Annotated in this window: 17 protein-coding genes; 4 read left to right on the top strand and 13 right to left on the bottom strand. The window is 64.4% G+C overall.

The features are described from left to right. The first annotated feature begins 7 nt into the window (after positions 1 to 7). Together ACQY7X_RS11670 and ACQY7X_RS11665 are read left to right on the top strand one after the other, a co-directional pair. Positions 8 to 1,171: a sugar-transfer associated ATP-grasp domain-containing protein gene (locus ACQY7X_RS11670; protein ID WP_428245404.1), complete on the top strand. Its 1,164-nt coding sequence runs from the start codon at positions 8 to 10 to the stop codon at positions 1,169 to 1,171. Continuing rightward, complete coding sequence (locus ACQY7X_RS11665; protein ID WP_428245403.1) at positions 1,162 to 3,021, top strand: asparagine synthetase B family protein; 1,860 nt, start codon at positions 1,162 to 1,164, stop codon at positions 3,019 to 3,021. Before ACQY7X_RS11670 ends, ACQY7X_RS11665 begins: the two co-directional genes overlap by 10 nt. A 7-nt stretch (positions 3,022 to 3,028) precedes the next feature. Here ACQY7X_RS11665 and ACQY7X_RS11660 read toward each other — a convergent pair whose 3' ends face one another. The 11 genes from ACQY7X_RS11660 to ACQY7X_RS11610 form a co-directional block, all read right to left on the bottom strand. Continuing rightward, a complete protein-coding gene (locus ACQY7X_RS11660) occupies positions 3,029 to 3,463 on the bottom strand; it encodes a lasso peptide biosynthesis B2 protein (RefSeq protein ID WP_428245402.1) in 435 nt (144 codons plus the stop codon). After that, complete coding sequence (locus ACQY7X_RS11655; RefSeq protein WP_428245400.1) at positions 3,444 to 3,743, bottom strand: PqqD family peptide modification chaperone; 300 nt, start codon at positions 3,741 to 3,743, stop codon at positions 3,444 to 3,446. Before ACQY7X_RS11655 ends, ACQY7X_RS11660 begins: the two co-directional genes overlap by 20 nt. 67 nt (positions 3,744 to 3,810) lie before the next feature. Continuing rightward, positions 3,811 to 4,650: a sulfotransferase domain-containing protein gene (locus tag ACQY7X_RS11650; protein WP_428245399.1), complete on the bottom strand. Its 840-nt coding sequence runs from the start codon at positions 4,648 to 4,650 to the stop codon at positions 3,811 to 3,813. Further along, positions 4,650 to 5,486: a hypothetical protein gene (locus ACQY7X_RS11645; protein WP_428245398.1), complete on the bottom strand. Its 837-nt coding sequence runs from the start codon at positions 5,484 to 5,486 to the stop codon at positions 4,650 to 4,652. The genes ACQY7X_RS11650 and ACQY7X_RS11645 overlap by 1 nt, the downstream gene beginning before the upstream one ends. Positions 5,487 to 5,600: 114 nt before the next feature. Continuing rightward, entirely contained in the window at positions 5,601 to 5,768 is a 168-nt protein-coding gene (locus ACQY7X_RS11640; protein WP_428245396.1) for a hypothetical protein, read from the bottom strand. 317 nt (positions 5,769 to 6,085) lie between these two features. Next, positions 6,086 to 7,684: an AMP-binding protein gene (locus tag ACQY7X_RS11635; protein WP_428250056.1), complete on the bottom strand. Its 1,599-nt coding sequence runs from the start codon at positions 7,682 to 7,684 to the stop codon at positions 6,086 to 6,088. A 28-nt stretch (positions 7,685 to 7,712) separates the two neighbouring features. After that, positions 7,713 to 8,402, bottom strand: coding sequence for an ABC transporter ATP-binding protein (locus tag ACQY7X_RS11630; RefSeq protein WP_428245395.1), 690 nt, complete (start codon positions 8,400 to 8,402; stop codon positions 7,713 to 7,715). Continuing rightward, positions 8,395 to 9,156: an ABC transporter ATP-binding protein gene (locus ACQY7X_RS11625; protein ID WP_428245394.1), complete on the bottom strand. Its 762-nt coding sequence runs from the start codon at positions 9,154 to 9,156 to the stop codon at positions 8,395 to 8,397. Before ACQY7X_RS11625 ends, ACQY7X_RS11630 begins: the two co-directional genes overlap by 8 nt. Then, on the bottom strand, positions 9,153 to 10,085 hold the full coding sequence (locus ACQY7X_RS11620) for a branched-chain amino acid ABC transporter permease (protein ID WP_428245393.1): 933 nt from the start codon (positions 10,083 to 10,085) through the stop codon (positions 9,153 to 9,155). Before ACQY7X_RS11620 ends, ACQY7X_RS11625 begins: the two co-directional genes overlap by 4 nt. A gap of 8 nt (positions 10,086 to 10,093) precedes the next feature. Next, positions 10,094 to 10,951: a branched-chain amino acid ABC transporter permease gene (locus ACQY7X_RS11615; protein WP_428245392.1), complete on the bottom strand. Its 858-nt coding sequence runs from the start codon at positions 10,949 to 10,951 to the stop codon at positions 10,094 to 10,096. Positions 10,952 to 11,051: 100 nt separating this feature from the next. Then, positions 11,052 to 12,248: an ABC transporter substrate-binding protein gene (locus ACQY7X_RS11610; protein ID WP_428245391.1), complete on the bottom strand. Its 1,197-nt coding sequence runs from the start codon at positions 12,246 to 12,248 to the stop codon at positions 11,052 to 11,054. Between the two features lie 137 nt (positions 12,249 to 12,385). Here ACQY7X_RS11610 and ACQY7X_RS11605 point away from each other — a divergent pair, with 137 nt between their 5' ends. Together ACQY7X_RS11605 and ACQY7X_RS11600 are read left to right on the top strand one after the other, a co-directional pair. Further along, the gene (locus ACQY7X_RS11605) at positions 12,386 to 12,952 is read left to right on the top strand and encodes a carboxymuconolactone decarboxylase family protein (protein WP_428245390.1); all 567 of its coding nucleotides are present in this window, start codon (positions 12,386 to 12,388) and stop codon (positions 12,950 to 12,952) included. A 13-nt stretch (positions 12,953 to 12,965) separates the two neighbouring features. Next, positions 12,966 to 13,490, top strand: coding sequence for a MarR family winged helix-turn-helix transcriptional regulator (locus ACQY7X_RS11600; RefSeq protein WP_428245389.1), 525 nt, complete (start codon positions 12,966 to 12,968; stop codon positions 13,488 to 13,490). Between the two features lie 12 nt (positions 13,491 to 13,502). Here the strand turns inward: ACQY7X_RS11600 and ACQY7X_RS11595 are convergent, their stop codons facing one another. Both ACQY7X_RS11595 and ACQY7X_RS11590 read right to left on the bottom strand, forming a co-directional pair. Next, positions 13,503 to 14,693 carry a lipid-transfer protein gene (locus ACQY7X_RS11595; protein ID WP_428245388.1) on the bottom strand — a complete coding sequence of 397 codons (1,191 nt, stop codon included), beginning with the start codon at positions 14,691 to 14,693 and terminating at the stop codon, positions 13,503 to 13,505. 153 nt (positions 14,694 to 14,846) lie between these two features. Next, on the bottom strand, positions 14,847 to 16,217 hold the full coding sequence (locus tag ACQY7X_RS11590) for an acetyl-CoA carboxylase biotin carboxylase subunit (protein ID WP_428245387.1): 1,371 nt from the start codon (positions 16,215 to 16,217) through the stop codon (positions 14,847 to 14,849). Positions 16,218 to 16,249 lie beyond the last annotated feature (32 nt).

Genomic DNA, 16,249 nt, shown 5'->3' with positions numbered 1-16,249 from the left:
CCCTTTCATGCCATTGCCGGGCAACCAGCCCGTGCGCCGGCTGCGCCATCTGGCGCGGCGATTGCTGTTTGCCGGGCATCCTCCCTGGCGCAGATGGCTGCTGCAAATGGCCATGGCGCTGGCCTGGCCGGTTGGCGCGCTGCTGGAAGTGTATCGCCGTCTGCTGCGCATGCCGGATGCGGACCGGCCGACGCATCCATGGGGCTGGGTCCGGCGGGGCAGCCACATGCTGGCGCTGGCCTGGATCGACAATGTGCCCCCCAGGAATTACGTCGCGTATCGCCTGCATGACCCGGCACGACGCGAGCGCATTGACGCCTCCTTCTATGGATCGGAAATCCTGAACCTTTGCGCCCATCTGAACCGGCTGAACGGAGCCGCCGGCGACGATGTGCAGGACAAGGCACGGTTCGCCGAGCTCTGCCGCGCCCATGGCTTACCTTGCATCCCCACCCTGGCCGTGTTCCGCGATGGCGTCCAAGCCATGCCGTCAGTGCCGTTCCTGCCTGATGGGCCGGATCTCTGGGTCAAGGACCTGGCGGGAGACCGGGGATCGGGTGCCACCCGCTGGCAACGGGAAGGCGAAGTCTATCGCCATGCCTGGGATGGCCGGCTGTGCCGCCCGGCAGAACTGGTTGCGGCATGGCGGCAGCGTGACTGCATCATCCAACCCTGCCTAGATAATCACCCCGCCCTGGCATCCCTGTCGGCCGGCGCGCTGATCGATTTCCGCATCATTACCGGCATCGACCGCCAGGGCTGCGTCACGGTGATCGCTGCCCTGGCACAGCTGCCTTGCAGCGGCCAGCCGGCGCGCTTCATTTTCGCCCCTGTGGGACCGGCAGGTGAGATCCGCTCCCCGGGGCTGCACGGCCTGCAGCCTGTCTCGCATCATCCCGATACCGGAGAACCCCTGGCCGGGGCGATGGTGCCGTGCTGGCCGCAGGCGCTCGACCTGGTAGTCCGCGCCCATGGTGAGGTGCCGGAATTTTCCCGCTTCATCTTCCTGGGCTGGGATGTCGCCATCACTGAAGCGGGGCCGCTGCTGATAGAAACCAACGCCGGCTGGGGCGGCGTCAATCATCAACTCGGCGATGGCATCCCGCTGGGCCTCACGGCCCTACCGGCCATTGCCCTGGATCATCTGAATGGTGAGCACCGATGCGGCTGATCGGTGGCTTCCTGCATCTGGATGGCCGCCCGGCCGAGGCTGCCCGACTGGCTGCGATGGCGACGGCCATGACCGCGCCTGGTCTGCGTCCGCGCATCACCAGCCATGTCGATGGCCCGGTTGCCCTGCTGACGATCGATTTTGGCCAGGTCCGGGAAGGCACTTCCCTGTCGCCATGCGAGGACAGCCTGGCTTTGGCCGCCGACATCCGGCTGGATGCGCCGGACCAGGCGCGCGACGCTACTGGATTGGCGCAGTTGCTGGCCGAGCAGGAGATAGCCGGGCTGGAGCAACTGGCCGGCGACTTCGCCTTCGCCGCCTGGAACAGGCAGGACCGCACATTGCTCTGCGCGCGGGATGGCTTCGGCATACGGCCTTTCTTCTTCGCCCATCGCCCGGATGACCTGTTCGTCTTCGCTTCGCTGCCGCGCGGACTCCATGCCACAGGCCTGGTAACGCGCTCGATTGATCCGGATTTCCTGGTGAGCGAATTGCTGTTCCAGTTCGCCGGGCCGGAGCGATCGCTGTTCAAGGGCGTGGAACGGCTGGCGCCCGGCGGCTGGCTGCTGCTCGGCCCAGGACGCCCTGCCCGATCCGGCCGGCATTGGGCCCCTGATCCTGCCCAGACCGGATCACGCCGCATCGGGCCTGTGGATGCCGCGACAGAGTTGTCCCGGCTGGTTGAGCAGGCCGTGCGCCGCCGCCTGCCAGCAGAAGGACCAGTGGCAACCCATCTCAGCGGCGGGATCGATTCCTCTGCCATCGCCATCCTGGCAGCGCGCAACCTGCGCTCGGCCAAGCGTGAGTTGCTGGCTTATTCCCATATGCCGACGGCCTTCGGCCCCTACAGCTTCGGCGGCGACGGGGCCTATCTCGCGCCTGTATTGCAGCAGGAACCGGACATCGCCTGGCAGCCGGTACGGATCGACGCCCCAGCCGCGTTCGTTCTGCCGGCGATGGATGCAGACCAGCTTTTCCCCATCGATCCCTCCGACCGCGAAAACCGGATCTTTGCCGATGCTGCGGGCCGTGGCGCTGCCATGCTGCTGTCAGGCTGGGGAGGCGACGAAGCCGCCAGCTACAGGCAACAGGGCGTCTTGGTGGAAGCCCTGCTGTCCGGTCACTGGCTCTATCTTGCATCCGAGCTGCGCTCGGCGGGATCGGTCAGGGCGGCCTGGGGCGAGCTTTCGCCTTTCCTGATGCCCGATGCCGTCCGCGCCTTCGTCCATCGCCTGACAGGGCGGACATCATCTCCTCCCGGCGTGGCAGACTTGGCCGCCGGCCTATTACGAGCAAAACATCTTGCCGGTCGCTACCCGCTGCCATCCGCGATGCCTGCGGACGCGCGGCGTCGGCGGCTTTCGATGCTGGGCGGCCATGGCCTGACAAGGCGGGTGGAACAATGGGCGCTGCTATCGGCCCGCTATGGGATGAGCGCCGGCTTCCCGCTGCTGGACCGGCAGTTGGTGGAGTTTGCCCTGTCGCTGCCCAGTGAGCTTTTCCTGCGCGAAGGCTGGTCGCGCCGGGTGTTCCGCGACGCCATGGCCGGGGTGCTGCCCGAAGACATACGCTGGAAGCGCACGAAGCTTGATCTGGTGGTGGAGGACCCGGTGTATGTGGCGGCACAACGCCCGCTGCTGGCCGAGCGGCTGGCGGCGATGCGGCATCGCGAAGCGATTGCCGGGCTGTTCGACCTGGACGCCGTGGCGGCGCGGCTGGCTGCCCTGCCCCCGGCGGAAATTCTGGCCCGCACCATCGATACCGGCCAGGGCGACTGGGCGGGCATCGAAAACGCCGGCAGTCTGATGCGGGCTTTCAAGGTGATGGCCTATCTGGAGCAGCACGGCTGACCGGCAGTCAGCGGAAAAACCGCGCCAGCACCGTGTATTCGCCGGCCGCCGGCACCCCGACCACGCCCGTGACGCCGGTGGTTACCCAGGCATGCGCCCGCATGACCCTTTCGGCGCCTTCCAGCCGCACCCCGAAATAGAGCGTGGACGGGATGCCACGGCGCCACAGCATGGCCCGCGCCGCCAGGGCCTGAGGCAAGCACATGGGATGCCAGGGCAGGTGGCGGGCCGCCCGCCCGACAGCACGGCCGACGGCGCGTGACAGTACCGGATCGCCCCCCACTTCGGTTTCCTTATCAAGGTCGCCCAGCCAGCGTGCCACATGACGGAAGGGCAACAGAAGCAGCAGCGGCGAGGCCAGCGCCAGCCATGCCGCCGCCTCCAGCGCCAGTGCCTGCTCCCCTGGCGGCAGAGCCCGGAATTTACGCCAGCGGCGCAGCATCAGCCGAGGCCAGCAAGCCGCGAGTGCGCAGCGCCACCATGAATTCCAGCACCTGGGCGCGGGCGGTATCGGCATCCACCTCGTACTCGTCGGTCAGCGCCTTCACCAGCCCCTCCACGCTTACCGGCTGGGCCAGCAATTCCCAGATGCGGGTGCCAACATCGTTCAGATTGAAATACTTGCCCTCAGCGGCGCTCATCATCAGCAGTTCCTCGCCGACCGCGGCGGTCAAAATCCGGTCGGTGCGGCGGAACATGGCGGTCGCTGCTTCTTCGTTCATCTCCAAGTCTTTCCTGTAACGATCCATTCAATTTACTGAGCGCAGCCTACCGCTTTTGCCCGACGATTCACAGGTATCCGAATTCCGCCATAACCGCACCATGCGCGGCCTCGATGGCTGCGGACTGCTCCAAAGTCAGCACCTCGCGCCAGCCGCCAACCCGGCCGGTGCGGAAAAATGGTGCCGTCGACTCGGGCCGCCGCTCGCGGAAGCCCTTCTGCGCCTCCTGGCGCTGCAATTCACTGAAATCGGAGTGGCTGGCGGCCCGGTCCAGCCCATCCGGTGTTACCGGCAATCCCAGGAAGGCGGCGGCGCGCCCGAAGCAGGCCGCCGTGTCGGCGCGCAGGTCCTCGTAGCGCAACACATGGATCGGCACGTCGCGCTGCCCGGTCCAACTGCGGACATGGCCGCTCCAGTCCAGCAGGGGCTGGGAGATCTGCTCATTGTGCGGAGCGCCGCCGCCCATTTTCGTGACGCCGGACAGGATCTGGCGCACGGATTTCTCAAGCGGCTGGCCAGTGTGGAAAGCCAAGGATACGGCCACGTCGCGGGGATCGCGCAGGATATAGAGCGCGGCGCGGGCGGGGCGCCCCAGCACCGGCGCGCCGTTGGCGAAGTGGCGATAGGCATCGTGCAGCTTGATGAAGATGTCACTGCCAGCCGCTTCCCGCCAGGCCTGCTCCATCAGGGCAGGGCGGATCCGGTCGCACTCTTCCCTCGTCAGGAGAAAGCTATCGACCAGGGTCATTTCCTCGATCACGGGCCGGTTCACCAGGCTGTGCATGGTCAGACCAGGATCGTTGATATCCTCTGGCTCGTGACGGCCAGATAACAGGTTGGCCAGCAGCAGGCGGAGCCAGGTGTTGCCCGATTTGGGATAGGAGACCAGCCAGACCGGCCCGGCCATCACCCCGCCTCCACCATCGCATCCAGCACCAGGGCGGCACTGGCATCCAGATATTCCAGGCCCAGGCTGCGCTCCAGAGTGAATACCGGGACCCGGTCCAGCAAGGCCGCGATCTGAGCGAACAGCAGTGGATCATGGCCCATCTGGCGGGCAAGGAAGGAACGGTAGATTTCCCGGCGCAGCAGCGGCGCGGCATCCACCAGGGGCAGGCGCTTAATCCCAGGCGGACCCGGCGGGACCGTCCGCTCCCGGGTCTGCAACAGCACCACGCCCGCCAATGGCAGAGCCTCCCGCCCCAGCTCCGCCAGCATCGACGGTGCAACATGGAATTTGCGCATGTTGCTGCGGATCGGCAAACCCTGCCGCTCCCCCAGGCTCAGATGATCGATGGCATCAGCCCATAGCCGATGCTGGCGCCCATCCGGCCAGACCATGGGAGCGCCCGTCGCGGTATCCGTGCGGATGGTTGCGATATCATCGCCAACGAAATCGGCGCCATCCCGGCATAGGGCGGCAGCCAGGGTGGATTTTCCCGCCCCTGTCCGGCCGCAAAGCGCAATCGTCCGGCCCCGCCAGGCCACCGTGGCGGCATGCAGCACCAGCTGCTGGCGCTGGTGCAGGATGGCGGCGAAGCCGGTGGAGAGGATGAAAGGAGCGATGTCGGCTTCCGTGGCCGTACCCAGCGGCTCGGCCACGATCTCCCGCCCGTCATGCGCCATCAGGCGGAGAAGGCCAGGTATTTCCAGATAGAAGCGCCGCCCGACCAGCCGCCAGGTGGGGCCGAGATAATCAGGAACACCCGGATTATCGGGAATGGCCTCAAGTCGAACCGACACATCCGGTTCCGCCGTGGCGGGGATCGGCCATGCCCCCGGCAGGGGAAGCGAAGCGGCCACTGTCAGGCCGCAGATGGAAAAATATGCCAGATTGCAACCCGGAGGGGATCGAGACTAGGAGCCGGTACCCGGCGATGCTTCGGACGGCCATTGGTTCGGCTTGCCCTCGGTCAGGCTGCGGATGCTCTGATCCCGAATCTCCGGCCGATTCCACGCCTTCAATGACGGCTTGTTCCAGGCCTTCTTGGTCGCAGGTAGATCGTCGTTATCGATCTGAGTCATGTCACGCACCCCACCCGAACGGCAGGCCAACGCCGCCTGTAGGCCGCGAGATATAGCAAGACAGCACAAGGCAGACAAGGAAAGCGCGGGCAGGAGCCGCCATGATTGCCCACAGCCTCGCCTTTTCAGACCATGCAGCAGAGCAGAATATTCTAAAGGTAGCAGAAGTTTTGAGCTGGGGCGATTAAAGTCGCATTTCATTACTCAGCCTGCTCAAAACACCTTGATCATAGCTGTGGCGTAGTCAGGCCGTGGCACCACTCTGTGAAAAACTCGCCCCAAGCCCTCCATCAGGGCGGCCAGTTCATAGGACGGCCTTAGTTTTTCCCTTTTTCACGGTCCCAGGCCTGGCCTGAGCCGCGCTTGCGCAGCACCGCACGCTGCACCTTGCCGGTGGCGGTCTTAGGCAGTTCGGGCAGCAATTCGATATAGCGCGGCGTGGCGAAGCGCGGCAGCACGCCATCGCCGAATGTCGCGACTGCTTCCGGAGCCAGCGCCACACCGGGCTTCTGCACGATGGCCAGCATCAGTTCATCCTCGCCGCCCGCGATATCGGACGGCACGGCGAAGGCGGCCACTTCCTCAATGCCTTCCAGGCGGCCGATGGCGGCCTCCACTTCGCTGGCGGCGATATTCTCGCCCCGGCGGCGGATGCAATCCTTGATGCGGTCGACGAAGGTGATCAGGCCATCAGCGGTCTTGGTGCCGGCATCGCCGGTATGGAACCACAGATTCCGCCAAGCCTCGACGGTGCGTTCCGGCATGTTGTGATAACCGACCATGAAGCCGAAGGGCACTTTCGGCCGCACCAGGATTTCGCCGAGTTCGCCCGGCGGCACCGGGCGGTCGGTTTCCGGATCGGCGACGATGACCTCGAAATGCTCCTCATGCGCCCAGCCTGCGGCCCCCGGGCAGGGCTGGCCGATACGGCCCCAGACCGGAATGTTCACTTCCGTCATACCGAAGCCGGAAACGATATCGCGCACGCCGAACCGCTCGCGGAAAGCGGTTTCGTGCTCGGGCAGGTTTGGCGCGTTACACAGCACGCGCAGCTTGTGCTGATTATCCTCGGCTCGTGGCGGCTGCAGCAACACGAAGGCGGCCAGGGCGCCAAGGCCGTTCGATATCGTGCAGTCATGCTGGCGGATATCGTTGACCCATTCCGAGGCGCTGAAACGCGGACGGACCACCGCCGGAATCCCCATCAGGATGGTGCAGCCCAGCTGCATCAGCAGGCCATTGGCATGAAACAGCGGCAGCGTGATGTAATATTTATCTGCCTCGTTAAGCTGCACTGCCTTGATCTGGCCGATGCCATAAAGTGTGCAATGAGCATGCGGCATCAGCACGCCTTTCGACGGGCCGCTGGTGCCGGAGGTATACATGACGCAGGCGATATCCTCGGCGCGCGGCATCGGGCCATCATAGGCCGGCGCCTGGCGCCAGCCGGACCAATCAAGCAGCGCCTGGGCCGCCTTGGTATTCGCGGGAGCCTCGCCAACCACGACGATGCGCTTGAGGCTGGCGACTTCCGCGCCGGCGCTGAGCACCGGCTCCAGCAGGCTGGTATCGACAATGGCTAGATCGGCGCCGCAATTGCGCAGCTGATGCTCCAGGAAGGCGCCGCGCAATTCGGTATTGAGCATCACCGCCACGGCACCAAGCCGGCCCAAACCCTGCCAGGCACGCACCAGGTCGATGCCGTTCGGCATCATCACTGCCACCATGTCGCCCGGCTTGATGCCAAGGCCGCTGAGATAGCCGGCGACATGCGTTACATCCGCCGCCGCTTCGCCAAAGGTGAGGCGCGTGCCATCCACCATGATGATCCAGGGAGCATCGGGTTGCCGGGCACCCTGCTCGGCCAGCGCCTGCGGCAGCAGCCATTGCGACGGATCACCAGCCTTGCTGTACATGCCCACGTTTTTCTCCCAGCTTTTACGCTCAATGCCCGATCATCATGCGGTCCTGCGCCTCGGCGATAGCCTCGGGCCCGCCGCTCCACACGATGCGGCCGCTATCGATCAAATGAAATTGCCGCGCCAACAGACGTGGCACCTTGAAATTCTGCTCCACCAGCACAATCGCCGTGCCCTGAGCATTGATCTCGCCAATGGCCTGGATGATGGCATCCACCACCACCGGCGCCAAGCCCTCGGTCGGTTCGTCCAGCAGCAGGTAGCGCGGATTGGCCATCAACGCCCGGCCGATGGCAAGCATCTGCTGCTCGCCGCCCGAAAGCGATGTGCCATTGGTGGCACGGCGTTCGGCCAGGCGCGGGAACAGGCCATAGACGCGCTCCAGCGTCCAATAGCCCGGCGGATGGATCGCCGCCGGCAGACGCAGATTCTCCTCCGCTGTCAGGCTGGGGAATATCTGCCGGTTCTCCGGCACCAGGGCGATGCCACGCCGGCTGCAATCATGCGCCGCCAACCGGGTGATATCGGCGCCATCCAGCCTGCGCGCGCCGGAAGCCACGGCCTGGCCACCGGCCAGGGCACGCAACAGCGTGGACTTGCCGGCACCATTGCGGCCGATCAGGGCCGCGATGCCGCCCGCCGCAATGGTGAAATCGACATGATGCAGAGCCTGTGCCTTGCCGTAGAAAACATCGGCCTGTGCCAGTTCAAGCATGGGGCTGATCCGTACCAAGATAGAGCCGCCGCACTTCCGCATCGCGGCAGACCGCATCGGGTGAGCCGCGCATCAGCACCTCGCCGGCGATCATCACCACGATCTCGTCGGCAATGCGCATCACGGCATCCATATTATGCTCCACCAGCAGCACGGAGCGATGGCGCCGCACACGATCGAGCAAGGCCATGGCGGTATCGATCTCGGCCTGGCCAACGCCTGCCAGCGGCTCATCCAGCAGCAGCACGCTCGGCTCGGTCATCAGCGACAGCCCCAGTTCGACCGCACGCTGCTTGCCGTGGCTCAGCACCGCCACCGGCTGATCCAACTCGGCTTCCAGGCCGACCTCGGCGGCAACACGGCGCGCCTGCTCGGTGAGTTCCGGCCAGGCCGCCACCGAGCGCCAGAAAGGCTGCACACCAAAGCGGCGCGGCTGTGCGCCCAGGCGCAGATTCTCCAGCACCGTCATGCGGTCGAAGATATTGATGATCTGGAAGCTGCGGCCAAGCCCGGCGGCGGCGCGGCGATGTGCCGGCAAGGCGGTGATGTCCTGGCCCGCGAGCGCGATGCTGCCGGTGGCCACGGCAAGACGGCCACTCAGTGCGTTGATCAGCGTGGTCTTGCCCGCACCATTGGGGCCGATCAGGGCGATGGTCTTGCCGCGCTCAAGATCGAGGCTGACATTGTTCAGCGCCTGGAATTGCCCGAAGCGGACACTGACGCCCCGGCAGGACAAGGCTACAGAGTTGCTCATGGCCGCTTCCATAGCCGCGCCCCCAGCCCGACCAGGCCCTGGGGCAGGAAGATGGTGCAGAAGATGAAGATGACGCCGAGGATGCCATACCAATACTGCGTGCTGGCGGAGAGGCCCTCGCGCAGCAATTCCACCAGGGTGACACCGATCACCGGCCCCAGCAGCGTGCCACTGCCGCCCAGCAGGGTCATGATCACCACGTCGCCGGAAATCTTCCAGTTCAGCATCTGCGGCCCGACATACATCATCAGCGAGGCGAGATAGGCACCAGCCAGACCGGAGAAACCACCCGACACGGTGAGCGCCGCCAGCCGCAGCCCGCCGATATCGAAACCGATCTGTTCGGCCCGCACCGGATTCTGCCGCAGACCCTGCAAGGCCTGGCCGAAGGGCGAATGCTTGAAGATGCCGCAGAAGATCAGCGTCGCCACGAAAGTGGCATAGATACTCCAGTAGAAGGCATGGGTGCTGAAGAAATCGATCTCGCCGAATACCGGTCGCGGCACCCCGGGCAGGCCATCGACACCGCCCGAGAGCTTGCGCAACCGCGTCGTCATCACGATGGCGATCAGTTCCGCCAGCATCAGAGTCATCAGCGAGAAATAGAGGCCGGATACCCGCCGGCCGATGATGCCGAACAACAAAGCCGTGAGCGCCCCAGCACCAGCCGCCGCCAGCAGCGCCAGCGAGAACGGCCAGCCGCCATCCAGCATCGCCCAGGCGGCAGCGTAGGCGCCAAGCCCGAAGAAGGCAGCGTGGCCAAAGGAGAGCAGGCCGGAAAGGCCGAAGGCGATATCGTAGCCGAGCGCGAAGATCGACCAGATCATGATCAGCGCCACCAGATAGATGAAGCCTTCATTTGCCGAGAACAGGCCAGCGCCGAGAAAAACCAGCGCCATGCCGATGATCGGCAGCGTTTCGGGGTGCATTTTACGCATCATGCCGTGCGCACCTTGATGCCGAACAGGCCGGAGGGGCGCAGCATCAGCGTGGCGACCAGCACGGCATAGGTGGCGATATCGATCCATTCAGCGGCATATTGCTGGCCGAAGGCGCGGGTCATGCCTATCAGCAGCGCACCGAACACGGCGCCGCGGATATTGCCCAGGCCACCGATGATCACCACGATGAAGCAATCGAGGATCACCGTGAAGCCCATCTGCAACTGGATCGGCAGCATCGGCCCGGCGATGGTGCCGCCGATGCCGGCCAACGCGGCACCCAGGGCGAAGATGCCGGTACGCACGCGGTTCACATCGATGCCCAGGCCGGCGGCCATGGCGGCATTATCGCTGCTGGCACGCAGGATCAGGCCCAGCTTGGTGCGCTCGATGCCGAAGAACAGCAAAGCGACCATGGCGGCGCCGAAAAAGACGACGAACAGGCGGTATTTGGAGATATCGGTGTCGAACAGGTTCACGCTGCCCGAAAGCACCGGCGGCGGCGCGATGGAACGCAATTGCAGGCCCCAGACCACGCGGACGAATTCCTCCAGCACCAGAATCAGGCCGAAGGTGGCGAGCAACTGGAATTCATGGGCCCGGCTGTAGATCGGCCGCAGCACTAATCGTTCGATGCCGGCACCGACCAGGGCCAGCAATAGTGGGGAAATCAGCAAGGCGAGCCAGAAAGTGCCGAAGCTGGCCGCGACCTGATAGGCAAAATAGGCGCCAAGCATGTAGAGCGCGCCATGGGCAAAATTGATAATGCCCAGCATGCCGAATATCAGTGTCAGTCCCGCTGCCAGCAGGAACAGCAGCATGCCGATGCTGAGGCCAATGACGATGGTGGACATGCGCTAGCGTGGCTCTGGCCTGAGATGAAGGGGGCGGGCAGTATGGTGCGGCGGCGGCACAGGAGTGCAACCGCCGCACCAGTGCGGCGTCCGGGGAGGATCAACCGCAGGGCTTGAACAGGCTGCCGGCCTGGAAGGTCTCGACCACCTTCATGGTCACGCTGGAATTGGCGCCGCCGATGGCGGTGCCGAACAGGCCGATCTGCTCCGCCTGATTGTCGCAGGCGCGCATGCGCTTCACGCCTTCGACCGAATCCTGGCGCACGGAGCTGCGGAAGGCATCCACCCACTTCTCCTTGTCCCACACGCCGGTGCTTTCCACGGTGTCGAGCCACCAGCTCAGGCCGTCATAGGCTTCGCCGGCATACTGGCTCGGCAACTCGTTGAACTTCGCCTGATAGGCGGCAACGAATTTCTTATTGCGCGGCGTATCCTGCGTGTAGTGGTAGCGCAGGGTGGAATTAATGCCGAGCGAGCCGGTGGGGCCGACGGCGAGACCCAGCGTCTCGTCCATCAGCATGGTGCCCATCACCTTCATCTTCTGCGGCAGGCCGGTTTCACCGCCCTGCTTCAGCGAGGTGACCACGTCTCCGCCAACCACCAGCAGCAGCAGGCCATCAGCGCCGGACTTCACTGCCTTGTCCAGCATGATCGAATAATCCTTCGAGCCGATCGGCGCGAATTCCTCACCCGCCACGGCGATATTCTTGCTGGCAAGATCGGCCTTCAGCGCCGTCCACATATCGCGGCCGACCTGATAATCGGCAACGATGCCATACAGCTTCTTCACCGACTGACGCTTGGCGAATTCACCGATCATGGTGTTTTCCATCGACACCGTGTTCGAGGTGCGGAAGGTGTAGCGGCTCTTGTCCGCGCCGGTGATGCGGTCATCGGCGGAAAGCGTGACGATCTGCGGCACCTTGCGCTGGTCAGTCAGCTTCATGATCGCCAGCGTGGAACCAGACGAGACTTCGCCGAACACCGTGTGCACACCTTGGGAAAGTGCGCGAGTCGCCTTCTGCACTGCCACCTGGGTGGAGGTTTCAGTATCTTCCCACATCACTTCGACGGGCTTGCCGAGCACTTTGCTGCCGCGCTCCTCGATGGCGATGGTGGCACCACGGCGCATATTCTCGCCGATGATGCCCCAGGCACCGCTCAAGGGAATGATGCCGGCGATGCGGAACTTGTCAGCCGGTTGCGCCGCAACATTCGTCGCGGAAAACGAGACGCCAGCGGCAAGCGCCAATGCAAGAGCGGAACAGGCCACAGCTGTGGCACGCGACTGCCTCATGGTTTCCTCCGGTTTTTTATTGTTGTGGTACGCGTTGATTGGCGGCACTATTATCACCGCTTGGTCAATATATCAACACGTTTTATATAAATGCCATCCGGGATCAAACGACCAGAACCAAGCAGGAGGAAATAATCATGGCACGGATCAGTCCACTCGAATCCGCCGATGCTGGCGGAAATGCCGCGGAATTGCAGGCGCTGATCGACTTCGTCGGCTACCGGCCCAATGCACTCTTCACCATGGCGCGGCGCGAAGGCCTGCTGAACGCGGTACTGGGCCTGGTGCGCGTGACGGCGCGCGGCCCGGGCCGATTCCCGGAAGCCTTCCGCTTCATGATCGCCGCCGAGACCAGCCGCATTGCCGGCTGCCACTACACCACGGCCCATGTGGTGCATGCCGCCGCCCATGCCGGTGTGTCCGAGGCCAAGATCATCGCCCTGCCCGACCGCGCCAACTCGCCGCTCTATGATGATGCCGAGCGTGCCGCGCTGGATCTGGCCGCCGCTGGCGGGCGCTTGCCGATGGGCGACACCAGTGCCGCCTATGCCGCTGCCGCCAGGTTTCACGACACCGACGCGTTGCATGAGATCATTACCGTTATCGCCGCTTTTGGCTGGTTTAATCGCTGGAATTCCCTTATGCAGAGCGATCTGGAAGCGGAGCCAGCGGCCTTTGCCGCGCGGATTCCATGGCTGAGTTAAGGGGTGAGTATCGATGGCGGTGAAGCAGAAGAAATCGGCGGCGGTGGTGGATTTGGCCGCCGCAACCGCCGCGATGATGGCGGATGTGGAGCAGGATTCCCGCCGCACCCTGGAACTGGTGTTCTATGTGCACATGGAGATGGCCGATCTGGCCGACCAGGTGCTGTCGCAATACGACATGGGCCGCGCGCATCACCGCGTGCTGTATCTGACGGCGCATAACCCCGGCATCACGGTGAACGAGATTCTATCGATCCTGCGCATCACCAATCAGGCGCTGTCGCGCACGCTCAATCAATTGATGCGCATGGACCTGATCGAGCAGCGGCCGGGCAAGACCGACCGCCGCCACCGCTGCCATTACTGCACGCCCAAGGGCCTGCAACTGGATCGTCGCCTGACCAAGCTGCAATTCCAGCATATCGAAACCAGCCTGCGCCATCTGCCGCGCAAGGACCTGGAAACATTCTGGCGCGTGCTCTACCTGATGGTGCGCGACCAGGACAAACCCTGGATCAGCGTCTACAAGCCGGCCTGATACGCCCGCCGCTCAAGCCGCGGCAGGCGCTTCATAGAGGCTGATGACGCAGACACCGGCCAAGCCGAGATTGTGCTGCAACGCCAGCTTGGCGCCTTCCACCTGACGCGCTCCGGCTTCGTCGCGCATCTGCCAAACCAGCTCGGCGCATTGCGCCAGACCGGTGGCACCGAGCGGATGCCCCTTGGACAGCAGGCCACCCGAAGGATTGGTGACGCAGCGGCCGCCATAGGTGTTGTCGCCATCGCGCACGAAACGCTCGGCCTCGCCGCTATCCACCAGCCCCAGCGAATCATAGGCGATGATCTCGTTGGAGGCGAAGCAATCATGCAACTCCACCACCGGGATATCCTTCGGATCGACCCCGGCGGCCTCATAGACTTTGCGTGAAGCGGTATGCGCCATGTCGTAGCCGACCAGCTTCATCATGCTGCCGGCCTCGAACACGTCGGGCTGATCGCTGACCATGGCCTGGGCGCGCACGCGCACGGCGCGGTTCAGGCCATGGCGGCGGGCAAAATCTTCCGACACCACGATGGCGGCGGCGGCACCACAGGTGGGCGGGCAGCACATCAGGCGGGTAAGCGGCCCATAGATCGCCGGCGAGGCCATCACTTCATCAACAGTCACCGGCTTGCGGAACAACGCGCGGTCGTTATTGGCGGCATGGCGGCGCGCCTTGACCTGCACTTCCGCCATGGTTTCGGCCGCCATTCCGGTGCGGGCCATGTATTCGCGGCCGGCGCCGCCGAATAGCTGACAGGCAAACGGCGCAGAGGATTCACCCTGCGCGCGCTGTGCGGCTTCCAGGCTGGGCTGCCACGGGCTCGGCCATTGCGGGTAGATCACATCGATGGCACCAGCCGGCATCTGCTCGAAGCCGATTGCCAGAGCACAATCGACCACGCCAGCTTCCACCGCCTGGCGTGCCAGAAACAGCGCCGTGGAGCCGGTGGCGCAGGCATTGGTGACGTTGATGATCGGAATCCCGGTGATGCCAGCGGTGTAGACCGCGCGCTGGCCGCAAGTAGTGTCGCCATAGACATACCCGGCATAGGCCTGCTGTACGACGGAGAAATCCAGGCCGGCATGGGCCAGGGCTTCGGTAATCGCCTGCTTGGCCATCAGCGGAAACGGCTCATTAGCCCCGGGCTTGGTGAAGCTGGTCATGCCGACGCCGGCGATATAGGCGGATTTTGCCATCGTTCCCTCCTGCATTTATATCAACATTGTTGATATAAATAATTGGCCAGGGAGATTTTGGCAAGCGCAATCGGTGGCCCTGCCGATCCTCATGGCACAGCCGCCGCAGCCGCCTCAATCACATCCGGGTGGCCGATCTGCCTGACCGCATGGCTAGGCGACAGCCTTCTGCGCCTCCAGCACATCAGCCACCAGGCCGGTATGAACATGGCCGGCGCGGAAATCCGGGAAGACGAGAATAGCGCGCAGCAGCGGGATATTGGTCTTCACACCCTCGATATGGCTCGCTGCCAGGGCGGCATCCAGGCGCGCAATGGCCTGTGCGCGGTCCGCACCATGGGCAATGATCTTGGCGATCATCGGATCGTAGAACGGCGTGACCGTGCAGCCCTCGGCATAGCCCGTCTCGACGCGGATACCATCGCCGCCGGCCAGTCGGAATACATTAAGCGGTCCAGGTGAGGGAAACATCCGCACCGGATCCTCGGCATATATACGCGCCTGAATCGCGTGGCCTCGGATTTCCGGCGCGGCAGGCAGCACATCACTCAGCGCCTCGCCACAGGCCAGGCGGATCTGGCAGCGCACCAGATCAAGCCCGGTCACCTCCTCCGTTACTGCATGTTCCACCTGCAGGCGGGTATTCACTTCCAGGAAACCGAAACCATCAGCATCGGTATGCAATGTCTCCACCGTGCCGATCACATCGTAATCCATCGCCGCCATGATGCCGGCCACACGCGCCGCCATGCCGCGCGTTACCGCATGGGACAGGCCGGGCGCCGGTGCCTCCTCGATCACTTTCTGATGCCGCCGCTGCACCGAACAGTCGCGCTCGAAAACATGCGTGGCATTGCCGGCACGATCCGCCAGAATCTGGAATTCGACATGGCGCGGCCGCAGCAGCAGTTTCTCAAGATATATATCCGGCACGCCGAAACTGCGCGCCGCCATGGAGCGCGCGCGCGATACCGCAGCCAGCAATTCGGCCTCATCCTTTGCCGCCAGCATGCCGATACCGCCACCGCCACCCGCCGGCTTCACCATCACCGGATAGCCTATGGCTGCGCCGGCAGCGGCAATTTCGGCGGCAGCTTCGCCGAGCACGGCACTGCTGGCGCCCACTGGCATGCCATGGCCTGCCATCAGCGCGCGCGCCCGTGCCTTGTGGCCCATGGCATCGATATGGTGGGGCGATGGGCCGATGAACACAGCGCCGCTCGCTTCCACCTTGGCGGCGAATTCCGCATTCTCGGAGAGGAAGCCATATCCAGGATGCAGCGCATCGGCGCCGGAAAGCCGCATCGCTTCCAGCAATGCCTCCTGATTAAGATAGCTTTCGCGTGGCGCCGCACCGCCGATAGGCAGCGCCTGATCCGCCATTGCCAGATATGGCAAGCCGGCATCGGCCTCTGAATACACCGCCACGGCCTTCAGCCCCATCGCCTTGGCGGCGCGGATCACCCGCATCGCTGCCGCACCGCGATTTGCCACCAAAATAGTCGAAATGCTGCGTGCTGGCATGGCCGGCTCACTCCTCTCTGGCAACAATTTCC

It is taken from the genome of Ferrovibrio sp. (genome assembly GCF_965278975.1).
GTDB lineage: Bacteria > Pseudomonadota > Alphaproteobacteria > Ferrovibrionales > Ferrovibrionaceae > Ferrovibrio.
The sequence above is the reverse complement of the archived record's forward strand: the minus strand, read 5'-3'. Positions and strand labels throughout refer to the sequence as shown.